The organism is Bacillus safensis (genome assembly GCF_039619585.1).
Taxonomy (GTDB): Bacteria; Bacillota; Bacilli; order Bacillales; family Bacillaceae; genus Bacillus; species Bacillus safensis.
Map to the genome: position 1 here is coordinate 3,411,483 of NZ_CP154909.1, position 23,381 is coordinate 3,434,863.

Below are 23,381 nucleotides of genomic sequence, written 5' to 3' on the forward strand. Positions count from 1 at the left end.
ATCACAAAAGCCCCCCTAATCCGATCAAGTAAACAGCTGTGAAGATGAAAATCCATACAACATCAAGGAAATGCCAGTATAGACTTGAGATGAAAATCTTCGCTGCTGTTTGTGGAGTTAATCCACGTTTTTTAATTTGGAACAAGATCCCGGTAATCCAGAAGATACCGATCGATACGTGCAGTCCGTGAGTTCCTAAAAGTACAAAGAATGCAGACCAGTACGCACTTGTATGGATGCTCGCACCCTCATGTACATAATGGAAGAACTCAAAAATCTCGAATCCAACGAAGCCTGCACCTAGAAGCAGTGTGAGAATCGTCCAAATGACAACCCCTTTTGTACTTCCACGGCGCATTTCATGAACAGCAATCCCGCATGTAAATGAACTAACCAATAGCAGGAATGTCATGATCAATACAAGCTTCATATCAAACAGCTCAGCTGGTAAAACGCCGCCAGCTGTTCTGCCATGTAGAACAAAGTAGGTCGCAAAAAGTGTTGAGAATAACACGATTTCCGCGCCAAGGAATATCCAGAAACCAAGGATGTTTAAACGTCCGGTTTCAGAGCGATATTCAAGCGGTGCATTTGCATAGCTGCTATCATTATGTCCCATTACTTCTGCGCCTCCTTATTCTTTTTCTCTGTTTCAATGACTTCTTCAACAGGAATATAGTAGCCATCGTCATATTCGAATGAACGTAAAATCATCGTTGCGAATACACCGATTAAGCCAATAACGCCAATCCAGTACCATTCAAATACAAGACCGAATGCACCAAGTCCAAAGAATGCAGACATGATCAGCGGTCTGCCTGAATTGTGCGGCATGTGAATTTTCTTGAATTCTTTTTCAGGATGAACGTCCACATTGTTTTGCTTCCAATGATGGAATGCATCTGGTGTTGTCACTTCTGGAAGTGCTGCAAAGTTATAATGCGGCGGAATTGCAGAAGATGTCGCCCAGTCAAGTGTACGTCCTTCTCCCCAGCTGTCTCCAGACACTTCACGTTTTGAATGTCTCCAGCTGTAGTAAATGTTGTAGCAAAGGATGATGAATCCGATACCCATCATAAATGCACCAATTGTTGAAATAAAGTTTAGTGCAGTCCAGCCATCTTCTGGTCCATACGTATAGATACGTCTTGGCATTCCTTGCAGTCCTAGGAAGTACTGCGGGAAGAAACAGATGTTAAATCCGATCATGAATACCCAGAAGAACCATTTGCCGATTCTTTCGTTTAACTTGTAACCAAACATTTTTGGATACCAGAAAACAAGACCAGCAAAACAAGCAAATACAGTACCTGCGATTAATACATAGTGGAAGTGGGATACAAGGAAGTACGTGTTATGGTACTGGTAATCCGCAGCTGCCATCGCAAGCATAACCCCAGTTACACCACCGATTACGAAGTTTGGGATGAAACCAAGTGCCCAAAGCATTGGTGATGTAAAGCTGATACGGCCTCGATACATCGTAAAGAGCCAGTTAAAGATTTTCACACCTGTTGGTACAGAAATCGCCATTGTTGTAATCGAGAAGAATGAGTTAACCGCTGCACTGTTCCCCATTGTAAAGAAGTGGTGAACCCACACAAGGAAACTAAGAACAGAGATTGCCACAATCGAGACAACCATCGCTTTGTAACCAAACAACTGCTTTCTTGAGAACGTCGCAAAGATTTCTGAGAAAATACCGAAAGCCGGCAGGATAACAATATATACCTCAGGATGTCCCCAAATCCAGAATAGGTTCGCCCAAAGCATCGGCATACCGCCTGCTTCGAGTGTAAAGAATGCAGAACCGAATAAACGATCAAATGTCATAAGTGCTAAAGCAACTGTTAGTACAGGGAATGCAAACACGATGATGACAGACGTAATCAATGTTGTCCATGTAAACATTGGCATACGCATAAGTGTCATACCTTTAGTACGCATTTTTAAGATGGTCACCATGAAGTTAATACCTGTCATAAGTGTACCAATACCTGCAATTTGGAGCCCGAGCAAGTAGTAGTTCTGTCCAGGTCCTGGTGAGAAATCATTTCCGGCGAGCGGCATGTAACTCGTCCAGCCTGCACTTGGTGATCCTCCAATAACGAAGGAAATGTTGAACAGCATTGCTCCGACCATGAATGTCCAGAAGCTAAGGTTGTTCAAATAAGGGAATGCAACGTCACGTGCACCAATTTGAAGAGGAACAACGACGTTGATTAAACCAATTAAAAATGGCATCGCCATGAATAGAATCATGATCGTACCATGCGTTGTAAAGATTTCATTATAGTGGTTTGAATCTAAAAACGTATTATTAGGAAGCGCCAGCTGCGCGCGCATCATCAGTCCGTCTACCCCACCGCGGAAGAACATAATCACAGCAGCAAGGATATACATGATTCCAAGCTTTTTATGATCAACTGATGTCAGCCATTCTTTCCAGAGCCATTTCCACTTTTTAAAGTAGGTTAAAACAAACACGATGGCAATGGAGGTAAGAGCGATAGAAATTTGCGCACCAAGAATTAATGGGTCTCCAGTTACAAAAAACTCATCCCATTTTAAATGCATAACGGCCTCCTCCTTTCCTTAGTCAGTTTATTCATTATCTAGTTTTCTTTTATAGTTCTTCACATTCTCGAAAGGATCTGTTTTGGAATGCGGAGAAACTGATTGGTAACCTAAACGTTTGCGTGCTTGGAGTGCGTATTCAGAATCCTCTCCATGCTTCGCAAAGGATAAATGTGTTGATGAGAATGTCTGCACATCTGCAGCATCAGGAAGCATCAAGTAGTCATACGTTTTCTTCGTTAACTTCGGTGCTTCTTTCTTCGTTTTGTTTACCCATTTATCATAGTCAGACTGCGTCATCGCATTGACTTTGAATTTTTGCTGAGCAAAGCCCTCGCCTGTGAAGTTGGCGTTTCTTCCTTGGTATGTGCCTACTTCATCAGCTTGAAGATATTGTTCCATTTCCATTCCAGCCATCGCATACTTCTCCCCGCCTAGCTGAGGAATCCATAGTGATGCCATTGTATCAGCGGAAGTGATTTTGAATAAAATCGGCTGATCTTTTGGAATGTTTAAGTAGTTCACTGTCTCAATATTTTCCTCTGGATAGCTAAAGATCCATTTCCAATCAACAGCTGTCGCATAAACGACAAGTGGATCTTTATGGCTTGTTGCTTGAGGTGCCTCTTCCAAAGAGTAAATTGTTTTTACAGTTGGAATCGAAAGAGCAGCAACGATTAATATTGGGATCACTGTCCAGACAACTTCTAGAAGCGTATTCCCGTGTATTTCTGGGTTATAAGAGGCGTTTCCAACGTCCTTACGCTCACGGTATTTAACCAAAATGATGGTAAACATTACAAATACCGCACCAACGATAAAGAGCATGAATCCGATAGATAAAAGGATTAAGTCTTTTTGTTGTGCTGCGACTGGTCCTTTAGGATCTAAAACAGCGATATTGCTGCAACCTCCTAATACAAAAACACTCACGAGCATCGCTAATAAAAGCATAGGTTTAATGGCTCTGAACAAGAAGATCACCATCCTTCCTTAAATAATGTATAAATTGCTGAATAATTGTGAAAAGCCATCTGCCTTCGAAAACTTTTCTTCCCTTTGTAATGCTATCAAAATCTGTTAGAGTTAGCTTCCCTTTTTTCAAAAGTTCATTTATTTTTCAACAGATTTCTTTTAAAATGTCATAAATTCGACATAAATTTATATTATTGCACACACAATAAATTTCTAGGATTTTGAAAAGTTGAGAGTTGAAGGCAAAGGACAAACAATCAAGAACTTTGTCAAATTTAGGTTTACCACAATAAAAAAGTTTGGTCAAATTTCAATTTAACTTAATGAAATTTTATCTAGGTAAACAATTTCAAAATAGGTATCCCCACATTTAACAAAAACCTTACTTATTTTAACGCAAGTTGACAAGAAAAGAAAGTATCGATCCTCTGACTATGCGCGTTAAGAATTGGCAATTATGATGAATATGTGGAATCCCGCTAAATGACTTCCAGCAAAAAACCGGCTCAGCGCCGGCATTCTGCAATTATTCATCTCTTACTAAAATGTCAGGGCGTCTATAGATGTCCCCTTCATGCTCAACATCAATGTATGTCCACTTGCCTGTATAGGTTAAAAAGCGGTTCCCCTCTTTCTCTACGACCATCGTATCCTCTGATTTCAATCCAGGCAATGAAGGATTCCAAGTAAAGACTTGATGCAGCTGAATTTCTTCCTTCGATGAGGGAACTGCAATGATTTCTCTAGATACAAAGCCCGTCTTTCCCCCTTGATGAAGCTTTTTCCAGCTATCAGGGAAGCCCTCTTTTTCATACTGAGCAATACCTGCTTTCAATACATCTCCCAATGTCTTACCAGGGCGCGTGGCAGCATTCATGACCGTGTCAATTCGTGCAAGCCGATCTTTGTTCTCTTCAAGCTCCTTTGGAAGCTGACCGAAGTAAACAGACCTTGTGACATTCGCCACGAGTCCATGCCGTTCAGCGCAAAGAACAACAAGCGCATGCTTTTGAAGTTTTTTGTCTGTCGGAATTGGATGACGGTATTGATGAATCCGATCATCTGTTGCTACAAGCAGCACTTCAATCGTCATTCCCTGCGCGATCGCTTTTTGAGCCGCAAGCGAAGCGATTTCGTGCTCCGTCTGTTCTGGAACGATTTCTTTACAAACACTCTCTACAATGACCGCTGTTTCATGACAAAGCGTTTCATATTGGCGGAGCTGTGATGCGGAAAGAATGGATCGGACTTGCGACAAATCCGGCTCAATCCATTCGAATCCATCCATTTGAATGTCTGACCCGATCCGTTTGTCTTTTGTGAGTGTTTGAATGTGTGCCGTATCTTCCTCAAACCAATCCATCGTCACCACTTGAAAGGGGTGATCGATATACGCCATCTCTTCTTCAATGATCCGCTTTTCTTCCATTTGATTCACTATGAGGACGATGTCGTCTTTTAACACAAGCAGCTTGCACACGCCCTCTGGTGTATTTAACACGATGTGATTTCTTCTCCCTCCTGTCAGCCAGGAGAAGTTATTACGCTTTTGAATCAAGACACCGTCGAGCTGTTTTTCTTCCATTATTGTTCTTACTTGTTCAATCATCTAATCACCTGCCTATATGAGTGTATGAATGAAACGTTTAAAAGCTGTTTTCCCTTGCTCGGTTCTTTTAAACACACCCGCCTGTGAGAGAATACGAGAAAAAATCATACCGACTTCTTTTTGTAAAATAGCTTCTGTATTGTCCTCTGTAAAGGTATTCTCTTCAAGCAGACGCTTTGCCCATGTTTCGTGTTTCGTGATAGCAGGGCGGGCTTTGATTTCTTCAAGGGGGTTTTTGGATAACAGCGCTTCTTTTAATTGACTTAATTCCTCTGCTAATCTACCAGGAAGAACTGCAAGACCCATCACTTCAATTAATCCGATATTCTCTTTTTTAATATGATGGACTTCTTCGTGCGGATGGAAAATTCCGTCCGGGTGCTGCTTGTTTGTACGATTATTACGCAGCACTAGATCTAATTCATAGTCATCTCCATGTCGGCGTGCAATTGGTGTAATGGTATTATGCGGCGTCTCTCCTGTATGAGCTAGCAGCTCCACTTCTTCATCTGAATACATTTTCCACTCGTTTAAGATAAAGTCAGCGGCGTCTGCAAGCGTCTGCCTATCGCTGCTTCGAAGGCGGATCACAGACATCGGCCATTTCACAATCCCGGCCCTCACATTCGGAAAGGCACTCAGAGAAAAAACATCTTCAAGTTTCGCTTTTGCCATCGGAAATTCATGCGCACCGCCCTGAAAATGGTCATGACTTAATATACTGCCCCCGACAATCGGAAGGTCGGCGTTCGATCCGATGAAATAGTGCGGGTATATATATATGAAAGAAAGCAATCGTTCAAAGGTCTTTTTGGTGATGCTCATCGGCTCATGTTCGCCTTTGAACACAATGCAGTGCTCGTTGTAGTACACATAAGGTGAAAATTGTAGAAACCAAGATTCATCTGTGAGTGTCACAGGAATAATCCGGTGATTCTGTCTCGCTGGATGGTTGATGCGCCCCCCAAACCCAACGTTTTCTTTACAAAGGAGACAAAGAGGATATTGTTTTTGACTAAGCTTTTTGGCTTCAGCGATTGCTTTTGGGTCCTTTTCCGGCTTTGATAGATTGATTGTGATCTCCAGCACGCCATCATCTGTTGGTGTAAACCACTGCACATTTTTGGCGATTCTGCCTGTATGAATATAGTGTGCGTGCTGCTGCATTTCATAGAACCAGCTTGTAGCAGCCTCTGGCCCTTCATGCTGGCGCTTCTCTTCAAACTTTGCGTAGATGACACTTGGAGGCGCCACCAAGCATCCCATGATTTTCGCATCTAGTAAATCGCGATACGTATCCGTCCCCTCAGGGATAAGGCCAGTCTCAACTGCCCAATCCAGCATCGGCATTAAGATGTCTTCAAGCTCCGCCTCCCCTGAGACTGTCCTTGGCTCAGCTTCATCCAGCTCAAGCACCTCAAGCAGCCGATTTCTCGTATACTCGATATCTAGTCGTGTGATCAGCTCTTGATTGATCCCGTATTGAATCAGCTGTTCCAGTTTTTCAAAAATATCAACCGCCATTCTCTCTGTCCCCTCTCTTGCCTGCCTGTTATGCGTTATTTACTTTGGTAGCCGTCTGGATGCTTCTGAAACCAATCCCACGCACTTTGAATGATGGTGTGAAGGTCAGCATATTGAGGTGTCCACCCTAATTCTTGCAGCGCTTTTTCAGAAGAAGCAATCAGCTTTGCTGGATCCCCCGCACGTCTGTAAGCGACCTGTGCTGGGATCGCATGCCCCGTGACGTTTCTAACAGCATCTACTACCTGCTTCACGGAGAAACCAGTGCCATTCCCTAAGTTGTATGTTGCACTTCCTTTTCCAGCGCGCAGACGATCAACAGCTAAAATGTGCGCGTCTACTAAATCCATGACATGAATGTAATCCCTAATACACGTGCCATCCTCTGTCTCATAATCATCACCGTAAATCATGATCTGATCTCGTTTTCCTAAAGCCACTTGCAGAATGATCGGAATGAGATGTGTTTCAGGCTGATGATCCTCTCCGACAAGTCCTTCTGTATGAGCGCCAGCTACATTAAAGTAGCGAAGCACGACGTATTTCATTCCATATGCCTGCTCAGACCACTTCAGCATTTTTTCAATGGCTAGTTTCGTTTCTCCATAAGGATTGGTTGGATTCGTCTCATCCGTTTCAACAATCGGCACTCGCTTTGGTTCACCATATGTGGCAGCGGTTGAAGAGAAAACGATGTGTTTCACATCAAATTCATTCATCACCTGAAGTAAGGCTGTTGCTCCTCCAACGTTGTTGTCATAGTACTTTAGCGGGTCTGTTACACTCTCGCCGACAAGTGAATCTGCGGCAAAGTGCATCACCGCTTCTATTGGATGTGTTTTGAAAACCTGTCTTAAAAAATCTTGATCTCGTAAATCTCCCTCCTCTAAAACAGCTCCCTCCAAAACGGCTTCTTTGTGGCCGGTCTGCAAATTATCCACTACTACCACTTGTTCACCTTTCGCTAAAAGAGCCGCTACCGCATGGCTGCCAATGTACCCTGCTCCCCCGCACACTAAAATTGTCATTACACTTCCTCCTTCGTGAGTTCTCTTGCGCCGCCTCCAATTCCAGCTGTGTAAAAAGAGGCTTGAATGCCTGTCTTCTCTTGATAAATCGCACCCGTTTCTTTTATAAATGATGCCAGCTGCTTTTCTTTCACAATATTGATCGTGCAGCCGCCGAAACCCGCGCCCGTCATACGAGAGCCTATCGTTCCAGGATGGAGCCAAGCGGCTTCTGCCAGTGTATCTAGTTCAAATCCAGTCACTTCATAATCATTCTTTAAAGAGAGATGAGAAGCCTTCATAAGCGCACCTATTTCTTCCATTTTATCATCTTTCAGAAATTTGACTGCTTTTATGGTCCGCTCGTTTTCTGTCACTACGTGTCTTGCACGTTTGCGGCATGTTTCATCCTGAATCAAATGGGCATGCTCGGCAAATTCATCTGCCGTGAGCTCACATAAGTGGGCAAGATCGATTTCTTCTCGTAAATCGTTTAAAGCTGATTGACACTCTGACCGGCGTTCATTGTATTTGGAGTCTGCCAGTGTCCGCTTTTTGTTTGTATTGGCAATGACAAGCGCCAGTCCCTCTTGCCGAAACGGACTGTATTGAAAATCAAGGGTATCGCAATTAAGCAAAATGGCGTGATCTTCTTTTCCAAGACCAATTGAAAACTGATCCATGATGCCGCAATTGACGCCAATAAATTCATTTTCTGCACGCTGCGAAAGGAGGGCAAGACGGGCATTTGAAACGCCGAATGAATGCCATTCATTGATGCAGACGGCGGTGACAAGCTCAATCGAGGCAGAGGAAGACAGGCCTGCGCCATTGGGAATATTGCCGCCGTATACAATGTCAAAGCCTTCTTCTATCTTCATCCCTGCTTCAATAAACTGATGGAACACGCCCTTTGGATAATTCGCCCAGCCATCCGACTCTAAGTAAGCGATTTCAAAAAGGTCGAATTCTTTCACACCATCGCCATCAAAGTTCAAGGAATACATTCTCACGCGGCCATCTGACCGCTTTGCACATGCTGCATATGTACCGAGAGTGAGCGCACAAGGGAATACATGACCTCCATTGTAATCTGTATGTTCACCAATCAAGTTCACTCTTCCCGGGGCAAAAAAATAGCGAAGTTCTTCTTCTTTATCCCCAAATTGCTGGTGAAATGCCGTGCGTAACATATCGATCATATCCATTCCCCTTTTCTCATCTGATACTCTTATTTTAGTTGCCTGAACTGCGTAAGTTCAATGGTAAAAAAATCGTTAAAAAATACCCTTTTTTTGCTGTGAATGGTACGATGTGATATGAGGTGTAACATGATTCAAAATAGAAAAAGGTTGTTTTTTGCTGTGAAGGAGGTTTTCCAATTTGAAGAAGGAAGCATTTGCATTTCGTTTTCACCATTCTGATGTTACATTGCCGGCACAAATATGGTCTGTTGGCTGGGAGGTTCAATCATCTTCGTTATACAGCTGGAATGGCGTGGAGCGGAAGGATCAGGGCAAGTGCATCTTTCAGCTCACACTGTCTGGACACGGCATGATTGAAATCGGACAGAAGCGGTTCAAAGTCTTGCCAGGGCAGGCCTTTCTTGTGAAAAGTCCAAGTGCCTATCAATATTATTTTCCAGAGGACAGTGAGCATTGGGAATTTCTCTATTTGACGCTTTATGGGGAAGCCTGTGATCTTTGCTTTGACCAATTTATAGATCAAGGAAAGCAGGTCATGCGTTTTCATCCTCATTCCAAACCGATCCGCCTGCTGAAGAAAATTTATGATGAAGCCAGTGAAAGACGGATTACCAATCCATTTGAGGGGTCTAGCCTTGCTTATCAATTTGTCATGGAACTGTATTCATATTTGCCAAAGCTTGAGGGACAAATGGAAAAATGGCCTGAGCCCATCGTCCAAGCGGCCTTGTTTGCCAGCCATCATTTTCACGAGGAAATTGGCCCAGACGATATGGCAGCTGCGGCACGTTTATCCAAAAGTCATTTTACGAGGGAATTCAAAAAGGCCACTGGCTTCACACCTATTCATTACTTAACCAATATCCGGTTAGAGAAGGCGGAAACATTATTAAAAACAACGAAATACTCAATTGAAGAAATCGCCATACAGTGCGGCTACCGAAATGCGAATTACTTGAATAAAGTCTTTCGAAAGAAAATCGGCATGTCTCCAAAGCAACTGCGGGAAACAAGCGATGCATAATAAAAAGCAGCCGCTTCATCATTGGCTGCTTCTTTTACGATTTTGACAGATCAACATGAATTCTTCCTTGTTTTAAAACAATCGTCATTTGCGTATCAGGGGTCATTAAGTTTTCTAAAATGTCCGTTGCCGTTTGAAGCGCAATGTCCATTCGGTTGATCTTTTCCTTTTCTTGTTCCGAAAACGCTTCTGGATGTGCGGTCATTTCTTTGACTAGCCTCAGCACTTGTTCATGCTGCTTTTCTGTTTGTTGATATATGGCATCATATAAGTCGTCTGGCCTGCTGCTCATTTCACATCACCTATCTTTTTTATGTGTTAAATCGCATCTTCTTTTGTTTTCTTGAAGACGAACCACTTACTGGCGACATAATTGACCACCACAATCACAAAGTTGACGAGAATTTTTGCGACGGTTTCATTGAGCGCCATTTGGCTCACAAATAAAATCATCAGCCCCAGATCTACACCTAGAGACATGAGACGGACACTAAAAAATGAAGAAAGCTCACGCATGAGGCTTTTTGTGTCACGAGCCTTTTGCTTGAAGACATACTTCTTATTGGTGATATAAGCAAAGAGAACAGCAAATACCCATGAAACAACCGTAGCTGTTTTGTAATCCATGGAAAACATCTCAACGAATAAATAGAAGCTGACGATATTGACAATGGTTGTACACACACCCATCACAAGATACATGACAACTTCTTGATACTTTTGAAAAAGGCTATACATGTCTTTCTTCATTCCTTCTTGGTGGTTTCTGTTTCTTTTAGAATACCATCTTGAGAAGAACTTCCCAAACGAACAATATGTATGTCCTGAAAAGATGAAATTTGTTCTACTCGATGGCAAATGTCAACGCAATTGGTTTATATGAGTCAAATGTTTTAGGTCTTTATCATTATTTTAATTTATAATCTTTCAACTGACTTTACAATTGTTTATTATTAGAAGTAAGATTTCAATATTTATGGGTTTTTTAGTCATTTTTTTAGGGACGTGGTAGGTGATAGATTTTACAAAATAGGTTAAATGTCATCATTTTTCGACAAAATTTATTTTGCGCTGTTTTCAACCACACGTACAGTTACTAGACGGTTTGTTCAAGTCATTGGTTGCAGTGAATATGTCTTATTGAACTGGAGGATATTATGGATACGCAAGTGAAAAGAAGAGTTGACGAAGAGTGGGTTTATTTGATTCAGGAAGCGAAAAAAATTGGACTAGGCATCGAAGAAATACAAGCTTTTTTAACATCCAACGGTGATCAGAAGATGATAAACAAACCGTAAATCAACGCCGTTATCCTTTGTCTTTCAGACTGCTTTGGCTATAAGTTCTGACCTGTCAATTGACCTTTTGAAAATCCTTTCATGACGATACGCTACAATAATTGAACACCTCTCCATACCAATCCCTTCCACTCAATGGGGTTCTGTCTTTCTATATTAGGAGGACAGTCCGTTTCCTGTTCTTTATATGATTCCTTTTTAGCCGCCATTCATGAAAATTGTCCTTCTCTCGTTATAAAACCAAGCTGTCCACCCATATATTAAGCATGAAAACAACGAGAAAGCAGAAAGGTGGGTAGAGCGTGAGTTCAGATTCCCTTTCGTATTATCACCAAAAAAAGGATCAGTATTATCATGGGGTAAACCCGGTCATCGTCAGCCGTATCCGCGCGGAATGGACGTCTTTGTTGGATATCGGATGCGGCACAGGCAAGCTTGGAAAAGTCCTGAAACAAAAGGGCCGGACCATTTATGGCATTGAGTCATTTGAAGATGCAGCAAAAGAGGCGGAACAAGAGCTGGATCATGTTCTCTGCGGAAATATTGAACAACTGGCTCTCCCTTATCAACATGAACAATTTGACTGCATGATTTTCGGAGACGTCCTCGAGCATTTATTGGACCCTTGGGCCGTTTTAAAAAAGGTGAAACCCTTCCTTAAAAAAGAGGGTGCCATCCTGTCATCTATTCCAAATATCGGCCACATTTCAACGGTTTTAGAATTACTAGCCGGCAGATTTACTTATACAGATGCAGGGTTAATGGATCAAACACATTTACGTTTCTTCACCCTTCACGAAATTCATGCACTCTTTCATTCAGCGGGTTTTCGCATTCGCGAATTCGAGGCCATTCGCGTACAGCATCCTTCCTATGCAAGCGTGTTGAATGATCTACATGAATTACTCATGAAACACGGCATTCGTTCTGATTTCCACAAGTCTGCTACAGCCTATCAATATGTGGTCGAGGCGGTTCCATTCAATGAGTAATCCCACCATCCTGTTTGTTTTATGTGTGAATGATGAATCGATGTTTCAGGCTTGCTTCCGGCAGCTCGCTTCACTTCCGGCTCCTCATGGATACCATGTGGAGGTCTTACCAATCAGACATGCATCAAGTATGACCTCTGCATACAATGAAGCCATCACTCATCCAGCTCAGTTTAAAATTTATCTTCATCAGGATACCTTGATTGTCAAACAGCATATGCTGCTTGAACTCATCCCGCTTTTTTTACAAAATCCATCACTTGGCATGGTTGGAGTGATTGGAGCAGAAAGCGTGCCTGACAATGGAATTTGGTGGGAGAGTTCTGATTGCAGGGGAAAAGTCATTGAATATCGTCACGACACCTATCAGCTGCTTTCGTTTGAAAGAGGCCGTCAGCAGCCCGAAGCGCAAGATTATATCAAAGCTGCGGCCATTGATGGTCTTTTCATGGCGACGCAGTATGATGTGAAGTGGCGTGAGGATCTCTTTGATGGCTTTCATTTTTATGATGTTTCGCAGTCCTTTGAATTCACTCAGAAGGGCTATGAAGTTGGGATTGCAAGACAAGAAGAGCCTTGGTGTATTCATAAATGCGGAGATCATTTTGATGCGGAAACATATGAAAAAGCGAGACAAACATTTCTTGCAAATTATCGATAGAAAGCACCCTTTTCGGGTGCCCAGAATGTAGAGAAACTCATGTTTTTCTACATTCTTTTTTATTTTCCACGTCATGATGTTAGGTGAGAATGGGTCTTTTGGTGCTTTTAAGATCTTGTGCAGCTTTCAAGAAAAGGACACGGAGCACATGCTTTCGGATCTGATTTGTAGAACCGATAACCTTTCCGGGAAAATAAAGCTGTCGAGATTTTCTCGACAGCCTGACAGACCCTAAAGGTCTGTTTGATTCATCAAGTAGATAATCTAGAATCACGTGTTCCAAAACGAATATCCGGATTTACACTAGAACGGGTTCCATTCCTCACAGCAAAATCGTTATCATGTTGAGATAAAGTTATAAGAGGGAAATCTTGAGTAGTAACGCTACTGCCTGTAGCATTTCTTACTGTCAGATCAGTTGATTCTGGAGAAGTAGCATTTCTTGAATTCACATCAAAATCGACAGATGATAATGAGATCACACCTAGCAATGCTGAAGCACTCAAAAAACCAGTAAGAACCGTTTTAAAATTCATATGAACAGTCGCCCCTTTGGATTTGTTTTCGGGCGTACATCACTTTTTCGTACATTTTTACAGATTCATCCATACGCCCATTCTCATTATAGTACCGAGCCGCTTCGAGCGCTAGGTCTTCTATGTATGGATAACCCCTCTCGTTCTCTAATTTTTCCAACGAGCTCAAGACCTCACTTAGGTTTGCTGTTTTTAAAAATAAATTTTCCAATACCATCAGCAACGATAAAAACAGATCATTTTTTCTATTCTTCGCTTCTTCCAAGCCTCTTTTGAAAAATCTTTCTCCCTCAATAAATTCCTTTTGACTCAAATGAAATAAAGATAATTCATAATAAACCAAAAGCAACTCTGTAGCATGAATAGGCTCTCCTTCAAGAATAACCTGATTAAAATAAGCTAGTGCCCTATTAAAATCACCTAATCCTTTATAACAACAACCAATATTAAATAATGACTTCACAATCATTGGCTTATTAGAAATTGCCTTAGATCTTTCTAAAGCTGACAATAAATGAGGAAGCGCCTTTTCTCTGCATTCAAAATCAATGAAATTACCTGCCATAACAGTTAGACAATTAATTTCTCGAATCATATAAAGTGAATTGCTCTTATGTGCCTTATAGGTATCATAAGAAAGACCAACGTAATACATAGACACGTGTGTCTGTTTCATGTGATAAAACACTTCTGATAATTTGTAGTAAAATTCCGCTCTTTCTAACTCATCCCCTACTTGCTCCAGGCGCTTTTCCGCGCGCTTATAGAACACAATAGCTCTAATAAACTTACCATTTTTGAATTCATACATTCCTTGAAAAAAATTAAAATAGTATTCAAGAATGGCTGACATCTTCTTTCCTTGTCCTTCTACAGCTTTCAAGTAATCAGATTTTTCAAGTGGTTCTTTAGAAGGCTGCACATAGTCTGTCATCAATTGGTGACGGAACTCCATCAGCTGAAAATAAAGAACCGCCTGTTCATCTTCTTCCATGACATCTATATCTTTTCTAATCTCTTCCCTTAGCATCTGGGCCTCTTTAACATTGAATCTTTTTATATGCTTATACCATTCATTTATCTTGATCGCTACAACTGGAGACGGTATAGACGCCATCTACAATCCCCCCTAGAAAACCAATTTTTAATAAATGTTAGCACAATAATTCCTAATAAAATCCTATTTTTACATTAATATGTAAAATTTTCGGCATGACGCAAACACTTTGTAAGCAAGTAGGACACAAGACATATCAATCTTTAGATGCTATCGCAGCAGTTAACGCATTTAAATCCCATATAAGCGTTCTTGAAGCATCACACTATGGAAATACCCGAGCATAAATAAAGGTGCTTAGAAACGAATATGAACGCTCTTGGTGGTTTGAAATAGGCGCTATGTTTTTTAAGAAACAAAAAAACAGGCTCTTTAGCCTGTTCTTTATTATCCAGTGATGACCATATTGATGAATGGGACACTCAGTAAAAAGAAAACAACGGCAAAAACAACTTTTTAACCCATCTCTTTTTTATCATATAAACAGCAAAATAAGAAGCATCAATTAACATCATCAATACTGGTATTACAGTCATCATAAATTCTCCTCCCAAATAAAAGAACCTATATTGCGGTCACCGCAACCCAAAAAGAAACTTTCCATCAAATTACCAATTATCAAGAAATAAATGGTAGCATGAAAATATATCAAAGAAAGTGAGTGATTCTTATAAGTCCATGACTCCTATGCCTCATTATGCAACCATTTTTTTGACTCTCTTATGATTCCCCAAAATAGGAATCTGTATAGAATTACAATCAAGAAAAAAGTATAAACAAACTCAAAGGGAGAGAATGGTTCATAATCAATTATGTATGCATTAATAAACACTATTATCAAAGAAAACAATTCCATCAAAGAATCTATAAATCTGTTTTCTTTGAACACGTCCCTTGTCTTTTTGAAATTAAAGATGTCTTTAATTTCCCCGCTGGAAAGTCCTTTGATCAAACCTAGACCTATAAAATACACCCCAAAAGAAAACTCATAGGACAAATTAAAAATGTGTGTGATTACACAATAAATCAAAGTGAATAAGAATAAATACATTTTATTACTCTCCTTAACCTCTAAGTATTCCACCCCAATAGAAGGAAATATCATGTATGCGTTACCCCAAAAAACAAATAGGAGTGGTACGTATGTTTAAAAAATTTCTAGTAATGTTATGTGTGCTTACTATTACATTTGGTTTCTCTTCTCCAATGATTAGTCATGCCAGTCAAGGTAATAATAAGACCCCTCCAGTCAGTGTAGATAAAAAACAATTGGAATTAGCAGAGAAACTATCTAATTACTTCGAATTAGATAAGGATGGAAATACTCATTTTACAGCTGATAAAGAAACCCTTATGGAAATGGGAATTTCAGAACACGACAGTCAACTAATGACTTCTATGAAATCAGAAGAATTTAGCTTTGAAGAGAATGAGAAAAAAGGTGACATGCAGGCTTATGGTTTTGTAGGTCTACACCTCAAATTAGGACCGAAAGTTAGAAGCATGAACGCCATAGTAGCAGGTGGATTTGCAGCCGGATATATCGGTTGGTACACAAGCAAAATTGCTGCTGCTGGACCATGGGGTGCCGGAGCCGCCGCGGCTATTACTGCTGGAACTTCTGGTGCGGTTGCATGGGCAGTTAAAAACAAATATAAGAAAGTTGATGTAGGCGTAAATATTATGTTTGTCGACTTAGCATATACTGTAAAAATACCTTAAAAATTACTGTTAAGCAACAATAAATAAAAAAAGCAGGCTCCAGTAAGAGCCTGCTTACTTTTAATATAAGACTTCAACACAAAATTTTTGAAATTCCTGAAAATATTTTGGTTCTGCATTAATAGTGGTAAGCGTATAGAAAGTGTTGCAGCGTGCAGACGATCGGTAAGCCCTCTCATTCTTCTCCTCGTAAAACAACCCTTTTTACATAAAAAAAGAAGCCATTTACGGCTTCTTGTGTTGAATTTCACTTTTCCATTATTTTATATCCGAAATCTATAAGGCACAGTTGAAAACCTCTCTGGAATGAATTTTTATCATCTTTATCTAACATACCATCCTTGTATGTTTCAATTAAGCTTTCAGCACGCGACTGTTCCATCGGCGTGTACCGGCACTAATTTATATTCCATAATACGATTTTCTCCTTGATCCTCGACTTCAAAACACCCTTTTTATAAAGCTATTTAATTGTTCAACAAGTATTGTGCCAACGTCTTTCGAGACATATACCTCTAAATTTTCTCCAGGTGTCAGGTCGTTCATTTTTAATTGTTTCACACTGATCTAAAACAGTATCATATATTTTTTCTACTCGATCTTTGCTTCAAGTCTTCAACTCACGCATAATAAATTCAAACTCAATTTCAGTTATAGAAAAATCCTCATAGCAGCAGTTATAACACCCCTTTTGACATGGAGGAATATTACCTGTTGATTTTTGATAATCTTCTATTTTTCGTTCGTACTTTCTGTATGTCTGGATAAGCCGAGCAGCTCTTGATTCAGGATGAATGTCACTATGACACTTTTTATATTTCTTCCCGCTACCACAGAAACACGGGTCATTTCTTGAGATTGTCTTAACCATTGCCTTCCCCCTACAACAACAGGATCAACCCATTAATTACCTAAACAATTTTATCATATATTACCAAAAAAATGCCGTCTTGCATCTACAAGACGGTCAGTCACCTTTCTAGATTTCACTCTTCCAAAGATGCTATTTCGTCTAATAGAATTTTTGCCCCTTCTCGACTTAACACAATACCTCAAGATAAAGTCATGTTTTGATCAGGCTCAGCACCCTTTTCGGGTTCCTTTTTTATGATATACTGTCATAAACAGCCAGATCGTCTCATATGCATTGGAGTACCTTGTCCCTAATTCGTACAAAGGAGGAAACAATGGCAGACAAAAAAGTTCATTATAAGAAGGTTGCCGCTTCAGAGGATTTTCGAAAACTTCTTGAGGAAAAACGCAGATTTATCGTACCGATGACGATTTTCTTTTTTCTCTTTTACTTTTCACTTCCGGTTGCTACATCCTACTTCACCTTTTTGAACACGCCGGCAATTGGCGCGATCTCATGGGCTTGGTTATTCGCCCTCACACAATTTGTTATGACCTGGGTTTTATGTGGACTTTATGCGAAAAAAGCAGCTAAGTTCGACAATTATGTAAGCGCTTTAAAAAATGAATCAAGAGGTGATGACGAATGAGCATGACCGCTTTTATTTTGTTCGTTGCGATCGTAGGGCTCACATTGGTCATCACATATTTTGCTGCGAAAAAAACTAGCAATGCGAGTGATTTTTACACAGCAGGCGGAGGTCTGACTGGGTTTCAAAACGGCCTTGCCATTGCTGGAGACTATATGTCTGCTGCATCATTTTTAGGGATTGCTGGCATGATCGCGTTAAACGGATTTGACGGCTTTTTCTATAGCATTGGTTTTCTAGTAGCGTACCTTGTCGTTCTTTACGTTGTGGCTGAACCGCTTCGAAATCTGGGGAAATATACGATGGCCGATATGATCGCTGCACGGTTTAAGCGCCCTGCCATTCGAGGGGTTGCCGCCTTTAATACCATTACAGTCTCTACTTTTTATATGATTGCACAGCTTGTTGGGGCAGGTGCATTAATCAAACTGCTTCTTGGCATTGATTACTGGATTGCGGTACTGATCGTGGGTGTCCTGATGACCATTTATGTCGTGTTTGGCGGCATGATTGCGACCAGCTGGGTACAGATCACAAAGGCTGTGCTTCTCATGCTTGGGACGTTAATTATTTCTCTGCTTGTGTTTGCAAAGTTTGATTTTAGTCTGCTGAAGATGTTTGAACAGATGAAAACAGCGACCCCGCTCGGTGGGGCATTTCTTCACCCGGGAAATAAATATGATGTGCCTTTAGAGACACTATCTTTGAACCTTGCTTTAGTGCTTGGGACAGCAGGTTTGCCGCACATTTTGATCCGATTTTATACGGTCAAAGATGCCATTTCTGCGCGTAAATCTGTTCTATCCGCTACGTGGATCATCGGGATCTTTTATTTAATGACGGTTTTCCTTGGCTTCGGCGCGGCTGCATTTGTGGGAACAGAAGCGATCACAGCAGCAGATGCAGCAGGAAATATGGCCGCTCCACTGCTCGCCCAAGCTCTTGGAGGAGATTTGTTATTTGCCTTTGTTTCCGCTATTGCCTTTGCGACTATTTTGGCGGTGGTAACGGGTCTCGTCCTATCCGCCGCGTCTGCCTTTGCGCATGATTTTTATAGTCAGATTATCCGCAAAGGAAAAGCGAGTGAACGGGAGCAGGTGAAGGCGGCACGTTTTGCTTCCATCGGCGTGGCGATCCTCTCTATCATTCTTGCATTATTTGCCCAGTCCTTAAACGTCGCTTTTCTTGTGTCTCTTGCCTTCGCAGTGGCAGCAAGTGCGAATTTACCTTTGATTATCTTCACTGTTTTTTGGAAACGATTTAACTCTACGGGTGCCATCGCAGGAAGCTTAACAGGTCTTCTGAGCGCACTGATTATCGTCTCGCTCAGTCCAAGCGTCTGGGACCCATCGGGAGCAGCCATCTTCACAGGAGATCCGCTCATCCCGCTGTCGAACCCTGGGATTATCTCGATTCCACTCGGATTTCTTGCCGCTTACTTAGGCACGATATTCTCGTCTGAAAAGGCAGATGAAGACACCTTTACGGAAATTCAAGTAAAGGCACATACAGGCATGCATATGGATACTGATTCATAAGGAAAAGCCGGCTGCTCAACCGGCTTTTTTTTAATAGCGCTGGAATAACTCTGGGTTTTTCGGAACGTTTTCTAAATAAACGATCTTCCCTTGGTCGTCCAGCTCTGCGATATCAATTCCTTCTGCTGTATAGACACGGCCATCCGAAAGCTTTCCGCAAACGGCCCAGTTTGTTTCATACTTTCCATCTTCTCTTTTATTCCACCCATCCCACATATGCTTAATGTCATCATGTACGTGGAAAAATGTATTCAAAAATTGTGTGAACGCTTGGATCCCAGGCTTTTTGGCGCCATTTAAGACAATCATGACATCGTCAGAAAACAATGCCAGCAATTCATCCATCTGCTCCTGCCCTTTTCCTGCTTCATCGTATCGACGAAAATACGTATCGAGCACTTCCATGTTCATTCTCCTTTATTTACCTGTCATTTCGAAAATAATCGAACTATATGATTGTACACAATTGTATAGCTCCTGTCTAATTTACCCGGCATAAGAAAAGACATGAATTGATTTAATCCATGTCTCCTTCAGATTAAAGAGATGCTTTTTTTGCTGCAACAAGTGATTTCAGCTCTTCTGCTGCTTTTTTAGGATCGGCGCTCTGGCTAATAGCACTAATGATGCTTATACCGTCTGCCCCAGCTTGTATCACTGGTGCTGCGTTGTCGTATGTGATCCCTCCGATACCTACAATCGGAATTTGAAGGCCATGACGGCGGACTTCAGTGATCAAAGACACACCCTGGACACTGCGTGTATCCTTTTTCGTTTCCGTTGGATAGACTGGGCCCATCCCGACATAATCTGCTCCGTCCTTCATGGCTTGTTTTACTTCATCTAGGTTATGCGTCGATACGCCTAATATTTTATTCCCGATCCTTTCTCTGACGCCTTTTGCATTTGTGTCTTCCTGTCCAACATGAACGCCATCTGCATCTAGATCAATCGCTAGCTGTACATCATCATTCACAATAAAAGGAACATTTGCTTCTTGGCAAAGCGCTTGAATTTGACGAGCCAATTGTTTCTTCTCTTCACCCTGCAAGGCTTTTTCACCCTTTTCACGAAATTGAAACATGGTGATTCCGCCTTGAATGGCCTCTTTCACAACATCAAGCGGCTGCCTCGTTGTATTCGCTGTGCCCATAATAAAATAAACCGATAATTGCTGTTTGATTTGCTGTTGATCAGCCTTTGTCATGTGAAACTCCCCCTATTTTCCCTAGTGTCAGCACATCATCGCCGGTTGTGTGTGATAGTGCGTTTAAGAATTCCATTTGAAAAGTTCCCGGTCCTTTATCCATTGCGTGCAGAGCTGCCCTTTCAGCGGCGACACCATAAAACATCAATGCAGCTGCCGACGCATGAAGCGGCTGTTCACCCGCTGCACAAAATGCTCCGATGACAGACGTCAGCAAACAGCCAGTTCCCGTCACCTTCGTGAGCCATTCATGTCCATTATGAATAGACAGCACCTCATCTCCATCTGACACCACATCGACTTTTCCTGTGATTACCACTATTGTCTGAAGTGCAATAGACGCTTGTTTGGCTAATGCCGATACATCTCCATTCGCCGCTTTCGCATCAACGCCTTTTGACTCCCAGCCATCCACTCCAAGTAAATGAGCCACTTCAGCAGCATTTCCTCTGACAACGGTGATTTTCACTTTCTCTAACAGCTGTTGAGCAGCATTCGTTCGAAGCGTTGTCGCACCGACGCCGACAGGATCTAACAAAACAGGTACACCTTTTTCATTGGCGGCTTGTCCAGCGAGTATCATCGCTTCCACCGTTTCCTTAGTCAATGTGCCAATATTCAGCACTAGTGCATCCGCTAATTGCGCCATTTCAGCCACTTCTTCTTTGGCGTTTGCCATGACTGGCGAAGCACCTAAAGCAAGCAGTCCATTCGCTGTAAAATTCGTCACAACTTGATTGGTGATATTATGAACGAGTGGATTTTTTTCTCGAACCTTCTCCAATAAATGAGACGCGCAGCTTGTTTTCATCCGTATCGTCCTCCCTTTTACTCTGCATCCCACACGTAGGATTTCGTATGCTTTAACCATTCTCTTGCCGCAAACGACAAATAGCGGTCCTTTCGCCAAATGACACCTAAATGCCACGGGATCGACGGGTTTAGGGAAATGACCTTTACCTTTTCGGGATCAAGATCACGGCAGATTCGTTCTGGCAGAAGTCCAATCCCTAAGTTTTCAGCTACCATTTCACTAATGAAATCCCACTGAGACGTTTCATAAATGACATTTGGCCGAAATCCCGCATTCATACATTCATTCAAAATCCGGCTGTGCAGAACAAAATCTTCTCTAAAGAAAATAAAAGACTCTTCCCTTAAATCAGCTAAATGTACTTCCTCACGACCAGCCATCGGATGGGATGGATGCGTCACGAGCTTCATGTTCTCTTTAATAATGGTGTACGTATGAAAAATTTTATCATTTGCAGGCAGAACAATGACACCAATATCTAACGACCCATCCTCGACCCCTTCCTCTACTTTAATGGAGCCGTGCTCAACTAATTGAAATGTGACATCTGGATATTGCTGGCGGAATTCCCCCATGACATTCGGGAAGAAACTTGACCCAATCATCGGCGGCAGTCCGATTCGAATATGCCCTTTTTTCACATTCATTAAATCATTTAATTCGCTCGTTAAATTCTGAAATGACTGTGTAATTTCACTCGCCTGTGTATACATGGTTTGGCCAGCATCTGTCATTTCAACCTGCCGGCCATTTCGGTAAAACAACTGCACCCCCAGCTCATCCTCCAGGTTTTTGACCATCTTAGAAATGGTCGGCTGCGATACGTAAAGAGACTGCGATGCTTTCGTGAAGCTCTTTAATCTTGCCACTTCTAAGAAATATGTTAAATGTCTGATGTCCACATGCTTCATCCTTCCTATAGACAAAAGGAATAATTACTATTCGATATATGTATTTTACCTATAACTGAACGTGCTGTACACTTTAAAGTAAGCTCATCAATTGGAACGTTGTCATGTTTTTGTGAAACACTGAACAATTTATATAGAAAAAGGAGTGAACAGAAAGTGAAATTGCTCAAAACGCCGCTGATTGCTGCCCTTCAGATTATGGTCTTGTTTATTTTTGCGAAATTCATGAATGTGCTGGCGGCCTTTTTGCATTTAAGAATTCCGGGCACGATCTTAGGCATTCTTGTCATTTTCTTATTACTTCATTTTAAGATCATTCAATTAAAATGGATAGAACTTGGCGCCGTATGGCTGCTCGGAGAACTGCTGCTTTTCTTTATTCCATCAGCAGTTGGTGTCATTGATTATGGAAAACTGCTTTCTCAATCTGGCACAAGTATTGTCCTTGTCGTCTTAATTAGTACGTTTGTGGTCATGCTCTCAACTGGTATCATGACGCAAATGATTGCAAAACGAAAGGAGCGGAAAAAACTATGTTAGTTGGCGGACTATTTCTGATTTTAACAGTTCTTTTATATCTCGGATCAAAAGCGGTGTACAAACGGCATCCGAAGGTCTATGTCTCACCGTTACTTGTCACTCCGCTTGTCCTTGTCGTCTTGCTGTTAATCGTCAACATTCCTTACGATGCTTACAATCAAGGAGGGAAATGGCTCACGAATATGCTGCAGCCTGCGACTGTTGCTTTTGCCATTCCTTTATATAAGTATTTTCATATCCTGAAGAAGCATGCAGTGGAAATTATTTTGAATGTGGCTTGCGGCTCTGTCATTGCGATCTTATCAACGGCTTTTATCGCCAAGTTGTTTCATCTGGACACAGGCCTTATTGAGAGCCTTGTCCCAAGATCGGTTACAACACCTGTAGCGATGAGTGTGTCAGAGATGATCGGCGGCATGCCGTCCGTTACGGCCGTGTTTGTCATTTTAACCGCATTGTTTGGATCGATTATCGGTCCAATGGTGATCCGTTACTTCCGCATCGATAATGACATTGCCATGGGCGTCCTGCTTGGAACGGGTGCACACGGGGCAGGAACATCGAAGGCTTTTGAAATGAGCTCCGTCTCAGGAACGATCTCAAGTGTATCGATGATTATTTCAGCCATTATTACATTATGTGCAGCGCCTATCCTTATGTCGTTTGCCTTATAGAAAAAAGC

25 protein-coding genes are annotated in these 23,381 nt (G+C 41.6%); 9 read left to right on the plus strand and 16 right to left on the minus strand.

Translation table 11 applies throughout. The features are described 5' to 3' along the window. Position 1: 1 nt before the first annotated feature. From qoxC to AAYR28_RS17610, 7 genes are all read right to left on the minus strand, one after another. A complete protein-coding gene (gene qoxC / locus AAYR28_RS17580) occupies positions 2-619 on the minus strand; it encodes a cytochrome aa3 quinol oxidase subunit III (protein WP_039182371.1) in 618 nt (205 codons plus the stop codon). Then, complete coding sequence (gene qoxB / locus AAYR28_RS17585; RefSeq protein WP_024423835.1) at positions 619-2,577, minus strand: cytochrome aa3 quinol oxidase subunit I; 1,959 nt, start codon at positions 2,575-2,577, stop codon at positions 619-621. Before qoxB ends, qoxC begins: the two co-directional genes overlap by 1 nt. Positions 2,578-2,604: 27 nt before the next feature. Continuing rightward, positions 2,605-3,561, minus strand: coding sequence for a cytochrome aa3 quinol oxidase subunit II (gene qoxA, locus AAYR28_RS17590; protein ID WP_345808987.1), 957 nt, complete (start codon positions 3,559-3,561; stop codon positions 2,605-2,607). Between the two features lie 517 nt (positions 3,562-4,078). Then, the gene (locus AAYR28_RS17595; RefSeq protein WP_345808889.1) at positions 4,079-5,161 is read right to left on the minus strand and encodes a M24 family metallopeptidase; all 1,083 of its coding nucleotides are present in this window, start codon (positions 5,159-5,161) and stop codon (positions 4,079-4,081) included. 12 nt (positions 5,162-5,173) lie between these two features. Then, entirely contained in the window at positions 5,174-6,685 is a 1,512-nt protein-coding gene (galT, locus tag AAYR28_RS17600) for a UDP-glucose--hexose-1-phosphate uridylyltransferase (protein WP_345808890.1), read from the minus strand. Positions 6,686-6,720: 35 nt separating this feature from the next. After that, on the minus strand, positions 6,721-7,713 hold the full coding sequence (gene galE / locus AAYR28_RS17605; protein ID WP_120207929.1) for a UDP-glucose 4-epimerase GalE: 993 nt from the start codon (positions 7,711-7,713) through the stop codon (positions 6,721-6,723). Then, the gene (locus AAYR28_RS17610; protein ID WP_375153289.1) at positions 7,713-8,894 is read right to left on the minus strand and encodes a galactokinase; all 1,182 of its coding nucleotides are present in this window, start codon (positions 8,892-8,894) and stop codon (positions 7,713-7,715) included. Before AAYR28_RS17610 ends, galE begins: the two co-directional genes overlap by 1 nt. Positions 8,895-9,075: 181 nt before the next feature. On the opposite strand from AAYR28_RS17610, the gene AAYR28_RS17615 reads away from it, so the two are divergent. Then, complete coding sequence (locus tag AAYR28_RS17615) at positions 9,076-9,921, plus strand: AraC family transcriptional regulator (RefSeq protein WP_024423841.1); 846 nt, start codon at positions 9,076-9,078, stop codon at positions 9,919-9,921. Between the two features lie 34 nt (positions 9,922-9,955). On the opposite strand, the gene AAYR28_RS17620 is transcribed toward AAYR28_RS17615, so the two are convergent. Next, positions 9,956-10,213, minus strand: a complete 258-nt coding sequence (locus tag AAYR28_RS17620; RefSeq protein WP_034281308.1) for a hypothetical protein — start codon at positions 10,211-10,213, stop codon at positions 9,956-9,958. Between the two features lie 26 nt (positions 10,214-10,239). Then, positions 10,240-10,623, minus strand: coding sequence for a GtrA family protein (locus AAYR28_RS17625; RefSeq protein ID WP_012011676.1), 384 nt, complete (start codon positions 10,621-10,623; stop codon positions 10,240-10,242). Positions 10,624-11,078: 455 nt separating this feature from the next. Here AAYR28_RS17625 and AAYR28_RS17630 point away from each other — a divergent pair, with 455 nt between their 5' ends. The 3 genes from AAYR28_RS17630 (at position 11,079) to AAYR28_RS17640 (ending at position 12,872) form a co-directional block, all read left to right on the plus strand. Continuing rightward, positions 11,079-11,219 (plus strand): anti-repressor SinI family protein, encoded by a 141-nt coding sequence (locus AAYR28_RS17630; protein WP_008345506.1) that lies wholly within the window; start codon positions 11,079-11,081, stop codon positions 11,217-11,219. Positions 11,220-11,521: 302 nt separating this feature from the next. Then, the gene (locus tag AAYR28_RS17635) at positions 11,522-12,211 is read left to right on the plus strand and encodes a class I SAM-dependent methyltransferase (protein ID WP_065214925.1); all 690 of its coding nucleotides are present in this window, start codon (positions 11,522-11,524) and stop codon (positions 12,209-12,211) included. After that, on the plus strand, positions 12,204-12,872 hold the full coding sequence (locus AAYR28_RS17640) for a glycosyltransferase family protein (RefSeq protein WP_065214926.1): 669 nt from the start codon (positions 12,204-12,206) through the stop codon (positions 12,870-12,872). The genes AAYR28_RS17635 and AAYR28_RS17640 overlap by 8 nt, the downstream gene beginning before the upstream one ends. 251 nt (positions 12,873-13,123) lie before the next feature. On the opposite strand, the gene AAYR28_RS17645 is transcribed toward AAYR28_RS17640, so the two are convergent. Further along, the gene (locus tag AAYR28_RS17645) at positions 13,124-13,408 is read right to left on the minus strand and encodes a hypothetical protein (protein ID WP_041115399.1); all 285 of its coding nucleotides are present in this window, start codon (positions 13,406-13,408) and stop codon (positions 13,124-13,126) included. After that, positions 13,398-14,525: a Rap family tetratricopeptide repeat protein gene (locus AAYR28_RS17650; protein WP_120207933.1), complete on the minus strand. Its 1,128-nt coding sequence runs from the start codon at positions 14,523-14,525 to the stop codon at positions 13,398-13,400. The genes AAYR28_RS17645 and AAYR28_RS17650 overlap by 11 nt, the downstream gene beginning before the upstream one ends. Before the next feature lie 1,083 nt (positions 14,526-15,608). On the opposite strand from AAYR28_RS17650, the gene AAYR28_RS17655 reads away from it, so the two are divergent. Then, positions 15,609-16,187 (plus strand): hypothetical protein, encoded by a 579-nt coding sequence (locus tag AAYR28_RS17655; RefSeq protein ID WP_141545653.1) that lies wholly within the window; start codon positions 15,609-15,611, stop codon positions 16,185-16,187. A gap of 607 nt (positions 16,188-16,794) precedes the next feature. Here the strand turns inward: AAYR28_RS17655 and AAYR28_RS17660 are convergent. Beyond that, positions 16,795-17,058 carry an SEC-C metal-binding domain-containing protein gene (locus tag AAYR28_RS17660; protein WP_051627325.1) on the minus strand — a complete coding sequence of 88 codons (264 nt, stop codon included), beginning with the start codon at positions 17,056-17,058 and terminating at the stop codon, positions 16,795-16,797. A gap of 316 nt (positions 17,059-17,374) precedes the next feature. On the opposite strand from AAYR28_RS17660, the gene AAYR28_RS17665 reads away from it, so the two are divergent. Together AAYR28_RS17665 and AAYR28_RS17670 are read left to right on the plus strand one after the other, a co-directional pair. Continuing rightward, positions 17,375-17,689, plus strand: coding sequence for a DUF485 domain-containing protein (locus tag AAYR28_RS17665; protein ID WP_034281315.1), 315 nt, complete (start codon positions 17,375-17,377; stop codon positions 17,687-17,689). Beyond that, complete coding sequence (locus AAYR28_RS17670; RefSeq protein WP_041115397.1) at positions 17,686-19,227, plus strand: solute symporter family protein; 1,542 nt, start codon at positions 17,686-17,688, stop codon at positions 19,225-19,227. Before AAYR28_RS17665 ends, AAYR28_RS17670 begins: the two co-directional genes overlap by 4 nt. 30 nt (positions 19,228-19,257) lie before the next feature. Here AAYR28_RS17670 and AAYR28_RS17675 read toward each other — a convergent pair whose 3' ends face one another. The 4 genes from AAYR28_RS17675 to cidR form a co-directional block, all read right to left on the minus strand. Continuing rightward, positions 19,258-19,632, minus strand: a complete 375-nt coding sequence (locus tag AAYR28_RS17675) for a nuclear transport factor 2 family protein (RefSeq protein ID WP_098677116.1) — start codon at positions 19,630-19,632, stop codon at positions 19,258-19,260. 133 nt (positions 19,633-19,765) lie between these two features. Next, entirely contained in the window at positions 19,766-20,434 is a 669-nt protein-coding gene (thiE, locus tag AAYR28_RS17680; protein ID WP_120207935.1) for a thiamine phosphate synthase, read from the minus strand. Further along, positions 20,421-21,245 (minus strand): hydroxyethylthiazole kinase, encoded by an 825-nt coding sequence (gene thiM / locus AAYR28_RS17685; protein WP_120207937.1) that lies wholly within the window; start codon positions 21,243-21,245, stop codon positions 20,421-20,423. Before thiM ends, thiE begins: the two co-directional genes overlap by 14 nt. Positions 21,246-21,262: 17 nt before the next feature. Continuing rightward, positions 21,263-22,150: a cidABC operon transcriptional activator CidR gene (gene cidR, locus AAYR28_RS17690; protein ID WP_039182411.1), complete on the minus strand. Its 888-nt coding sequence runs from the start codon at positions 22,148-22,150 to the stop codon at positions 21,263-21,265. Positions 22,151-22,315: 165 nt separating this feature from the next. On the opposite strand from cidR, the gene AAYR28_RS17695 reads away from it, so the two are divergent. Together AAYR28_RS17695 and AAYR28_RS17700 are read left to right on the plus strand one after the other, a co-directional pair. Beyond that, a complete protein-coding gene (locus tag AAYR28_RS17695) occupies positions 22,316-22,699 on the plus strand; it encodes a CidA/LrgA family holin-like protein (RefSeq protein WP_080701177.1) in 384 nt (127 codons plus the stop codon). Beyond that, positions 22,693-23,373 carry a CidB/LrgB family autolysis modulator gene (locus tag AAYR28_RS17700; protein ID WP_024423852.1) on the plus strand — a complete coding sequence of 227 codons (681 nt, stop codon included), beginning with the start codon at positions 22,693-22,695 and terminating at the stop codon, positions 23,371-23,373. Before AAYR28_RS17695 ends, AAYR28_RS17700 begins: the two co-directional genes overlap by 7 nt. Positions 23,374-23,381 lie beyond the last annotated feature (8 nt).

Excerpts from the sequence above, each read along its gene's own strand:
- thiM (WP_120207937.1), bottom strand. The coding sequence starts at position 21,245 with ATGAAAACAAGCTGCGCGTCTCATTTATTGGAGAAGGTTCGAGAAAAA.
- AAYR28_RS17630 (WP_008345506.1), top strand. The coding sequence starts at position 11,079 with ATGGATACGCAAGTGAAAAGAAGAGTTGACGAAGAGTGGGTTTATTTG.
- AAYR28_RS17625 (WP_012011676.1), bottom strand. The coding sequence starts at position 10,623 with ATGTATCTTGTGATGGGTGTGTGTACAACCATTGTCAATATCGTCAGC.
- galT (WP_345808890.1), bottom strand. The coding sequence starts at position 6,685 with ATGGCGGTTGATATTTTTGAAAAACTGGAACAGCTGATTCAATACGGG.
- AAYR28_RS17660 (WP_051627325.1), bottom strand. The coding sequence starts at position 17,058 with ATGGTTAAGACAATCTCAAGAAATGACCCGTGTTTCTGTGGTAGCGGG.
- galE (WP_120207929.1), bottom strand. The coding sequence starts at position 7,713 with ATGACAATTTTAGTGTGCGGGGGAGCAGGGTACATTGGCAGCCATGCG.
- AAYR28_RS17645 (WP_041115399.1), bottom strand. The coding sequence starts at position 13,408 with ATGAATTTTAAAACGGTTCTTACTGGTTTTTTGAGTGCTTCAGCATTG.
- AAYR28_RS17655 (WP_141545653.1), top strand. The coding sequence starts at position 15,609 with ATGTTTAAAAAATTTCTAGTAATGTTATGTGTGCTTACTATTACATTT.
- AAYR28_RS17675 (WP_098677116.1), bottom strand. The coding sequence starts at position 19,632 with ATGGAAGTGCTCGATACGTATTTTCGTCGATACGATGAAGCAGGAAAA.
- AAYR28_RS17620 (WP_034281308.1), bottom strand. The coding sequence starts at position 10,213 with ATGAGCAGCAGGCCAGACGACTTATATGATGCCATATATCAACAAACA.
- AAYR28_RS17665 (WP_034281315.1), top strand. The coding sequence starts at position 17,375 with ATGGCAGACAAAAAAGTTCATTATAAGAAGGTTGCCGCTTCAGAGGAT.
- qoxC (WP_039182371.1), bottom strand. The coding sequence starts at position 619 with ATGGGACATAATGATAGCAGCTATGCAAATGCACCGCTTGAATATCGC.
- AAYR28_RS17700 (WP_024423852.1), top strand. The coding sequence starts at position 22,693 with ATGTTAGTTGGCGGACTATTTCTGATTTTAACAGTTCTTTTATATCTC.
- AAYR28_RS17640 (WP_065214926.1), top strand. The coding sequence starts at position 12,204 with ATGAGTAATCCCACCATCCTGTTTGTTTTATGTGTGAATGATGAATCG.
- thiE (WP_120207935.1), bottom strand. The coding sequence starts at position 20,434 with ATGACAAAGGCTGATCAACAGCAAATCAAACAGCAATTATCGGTTTAT.
- AAYR28_RS17610 (WP_375153289.1), bottom strand. The coding sequence starts at position 8,894 with ATGATCGATATGTTACGCACGGCATTTCACCAGCAATTTGGGGATAAA.
- AAYR28_RS17650 (WP_120207933.1), bottom strand. The coding sequence starts at position 14,525 with ATGGCGTCTATACCGTCTCCAGTTGTAGCGATCAAGATAAATGAATGG.
- qoxB (WP_024423835.1), bottom strand. The coding sequence starts at position 2,577 with ATGCATTTAAAATGGGATGAGTTTTTTGTAACTGGAGACCCATTAATT.
- AAYR28_RS17670 (WP_041115397.1), top strand. The coding sequence starts at position 17,686 with ATGAGCATGACCGCTTTTATTTTGTTCGTTGCGATCGTAGGGCTCACA.
- AAYR28_RS17595 (WP_345808889.1), bottom strand. The coding sequence starts at position 5,161 with ATGATTGAACAAGTAAGAACAATAATGGAAGAAAAACAGCTCGACGGT.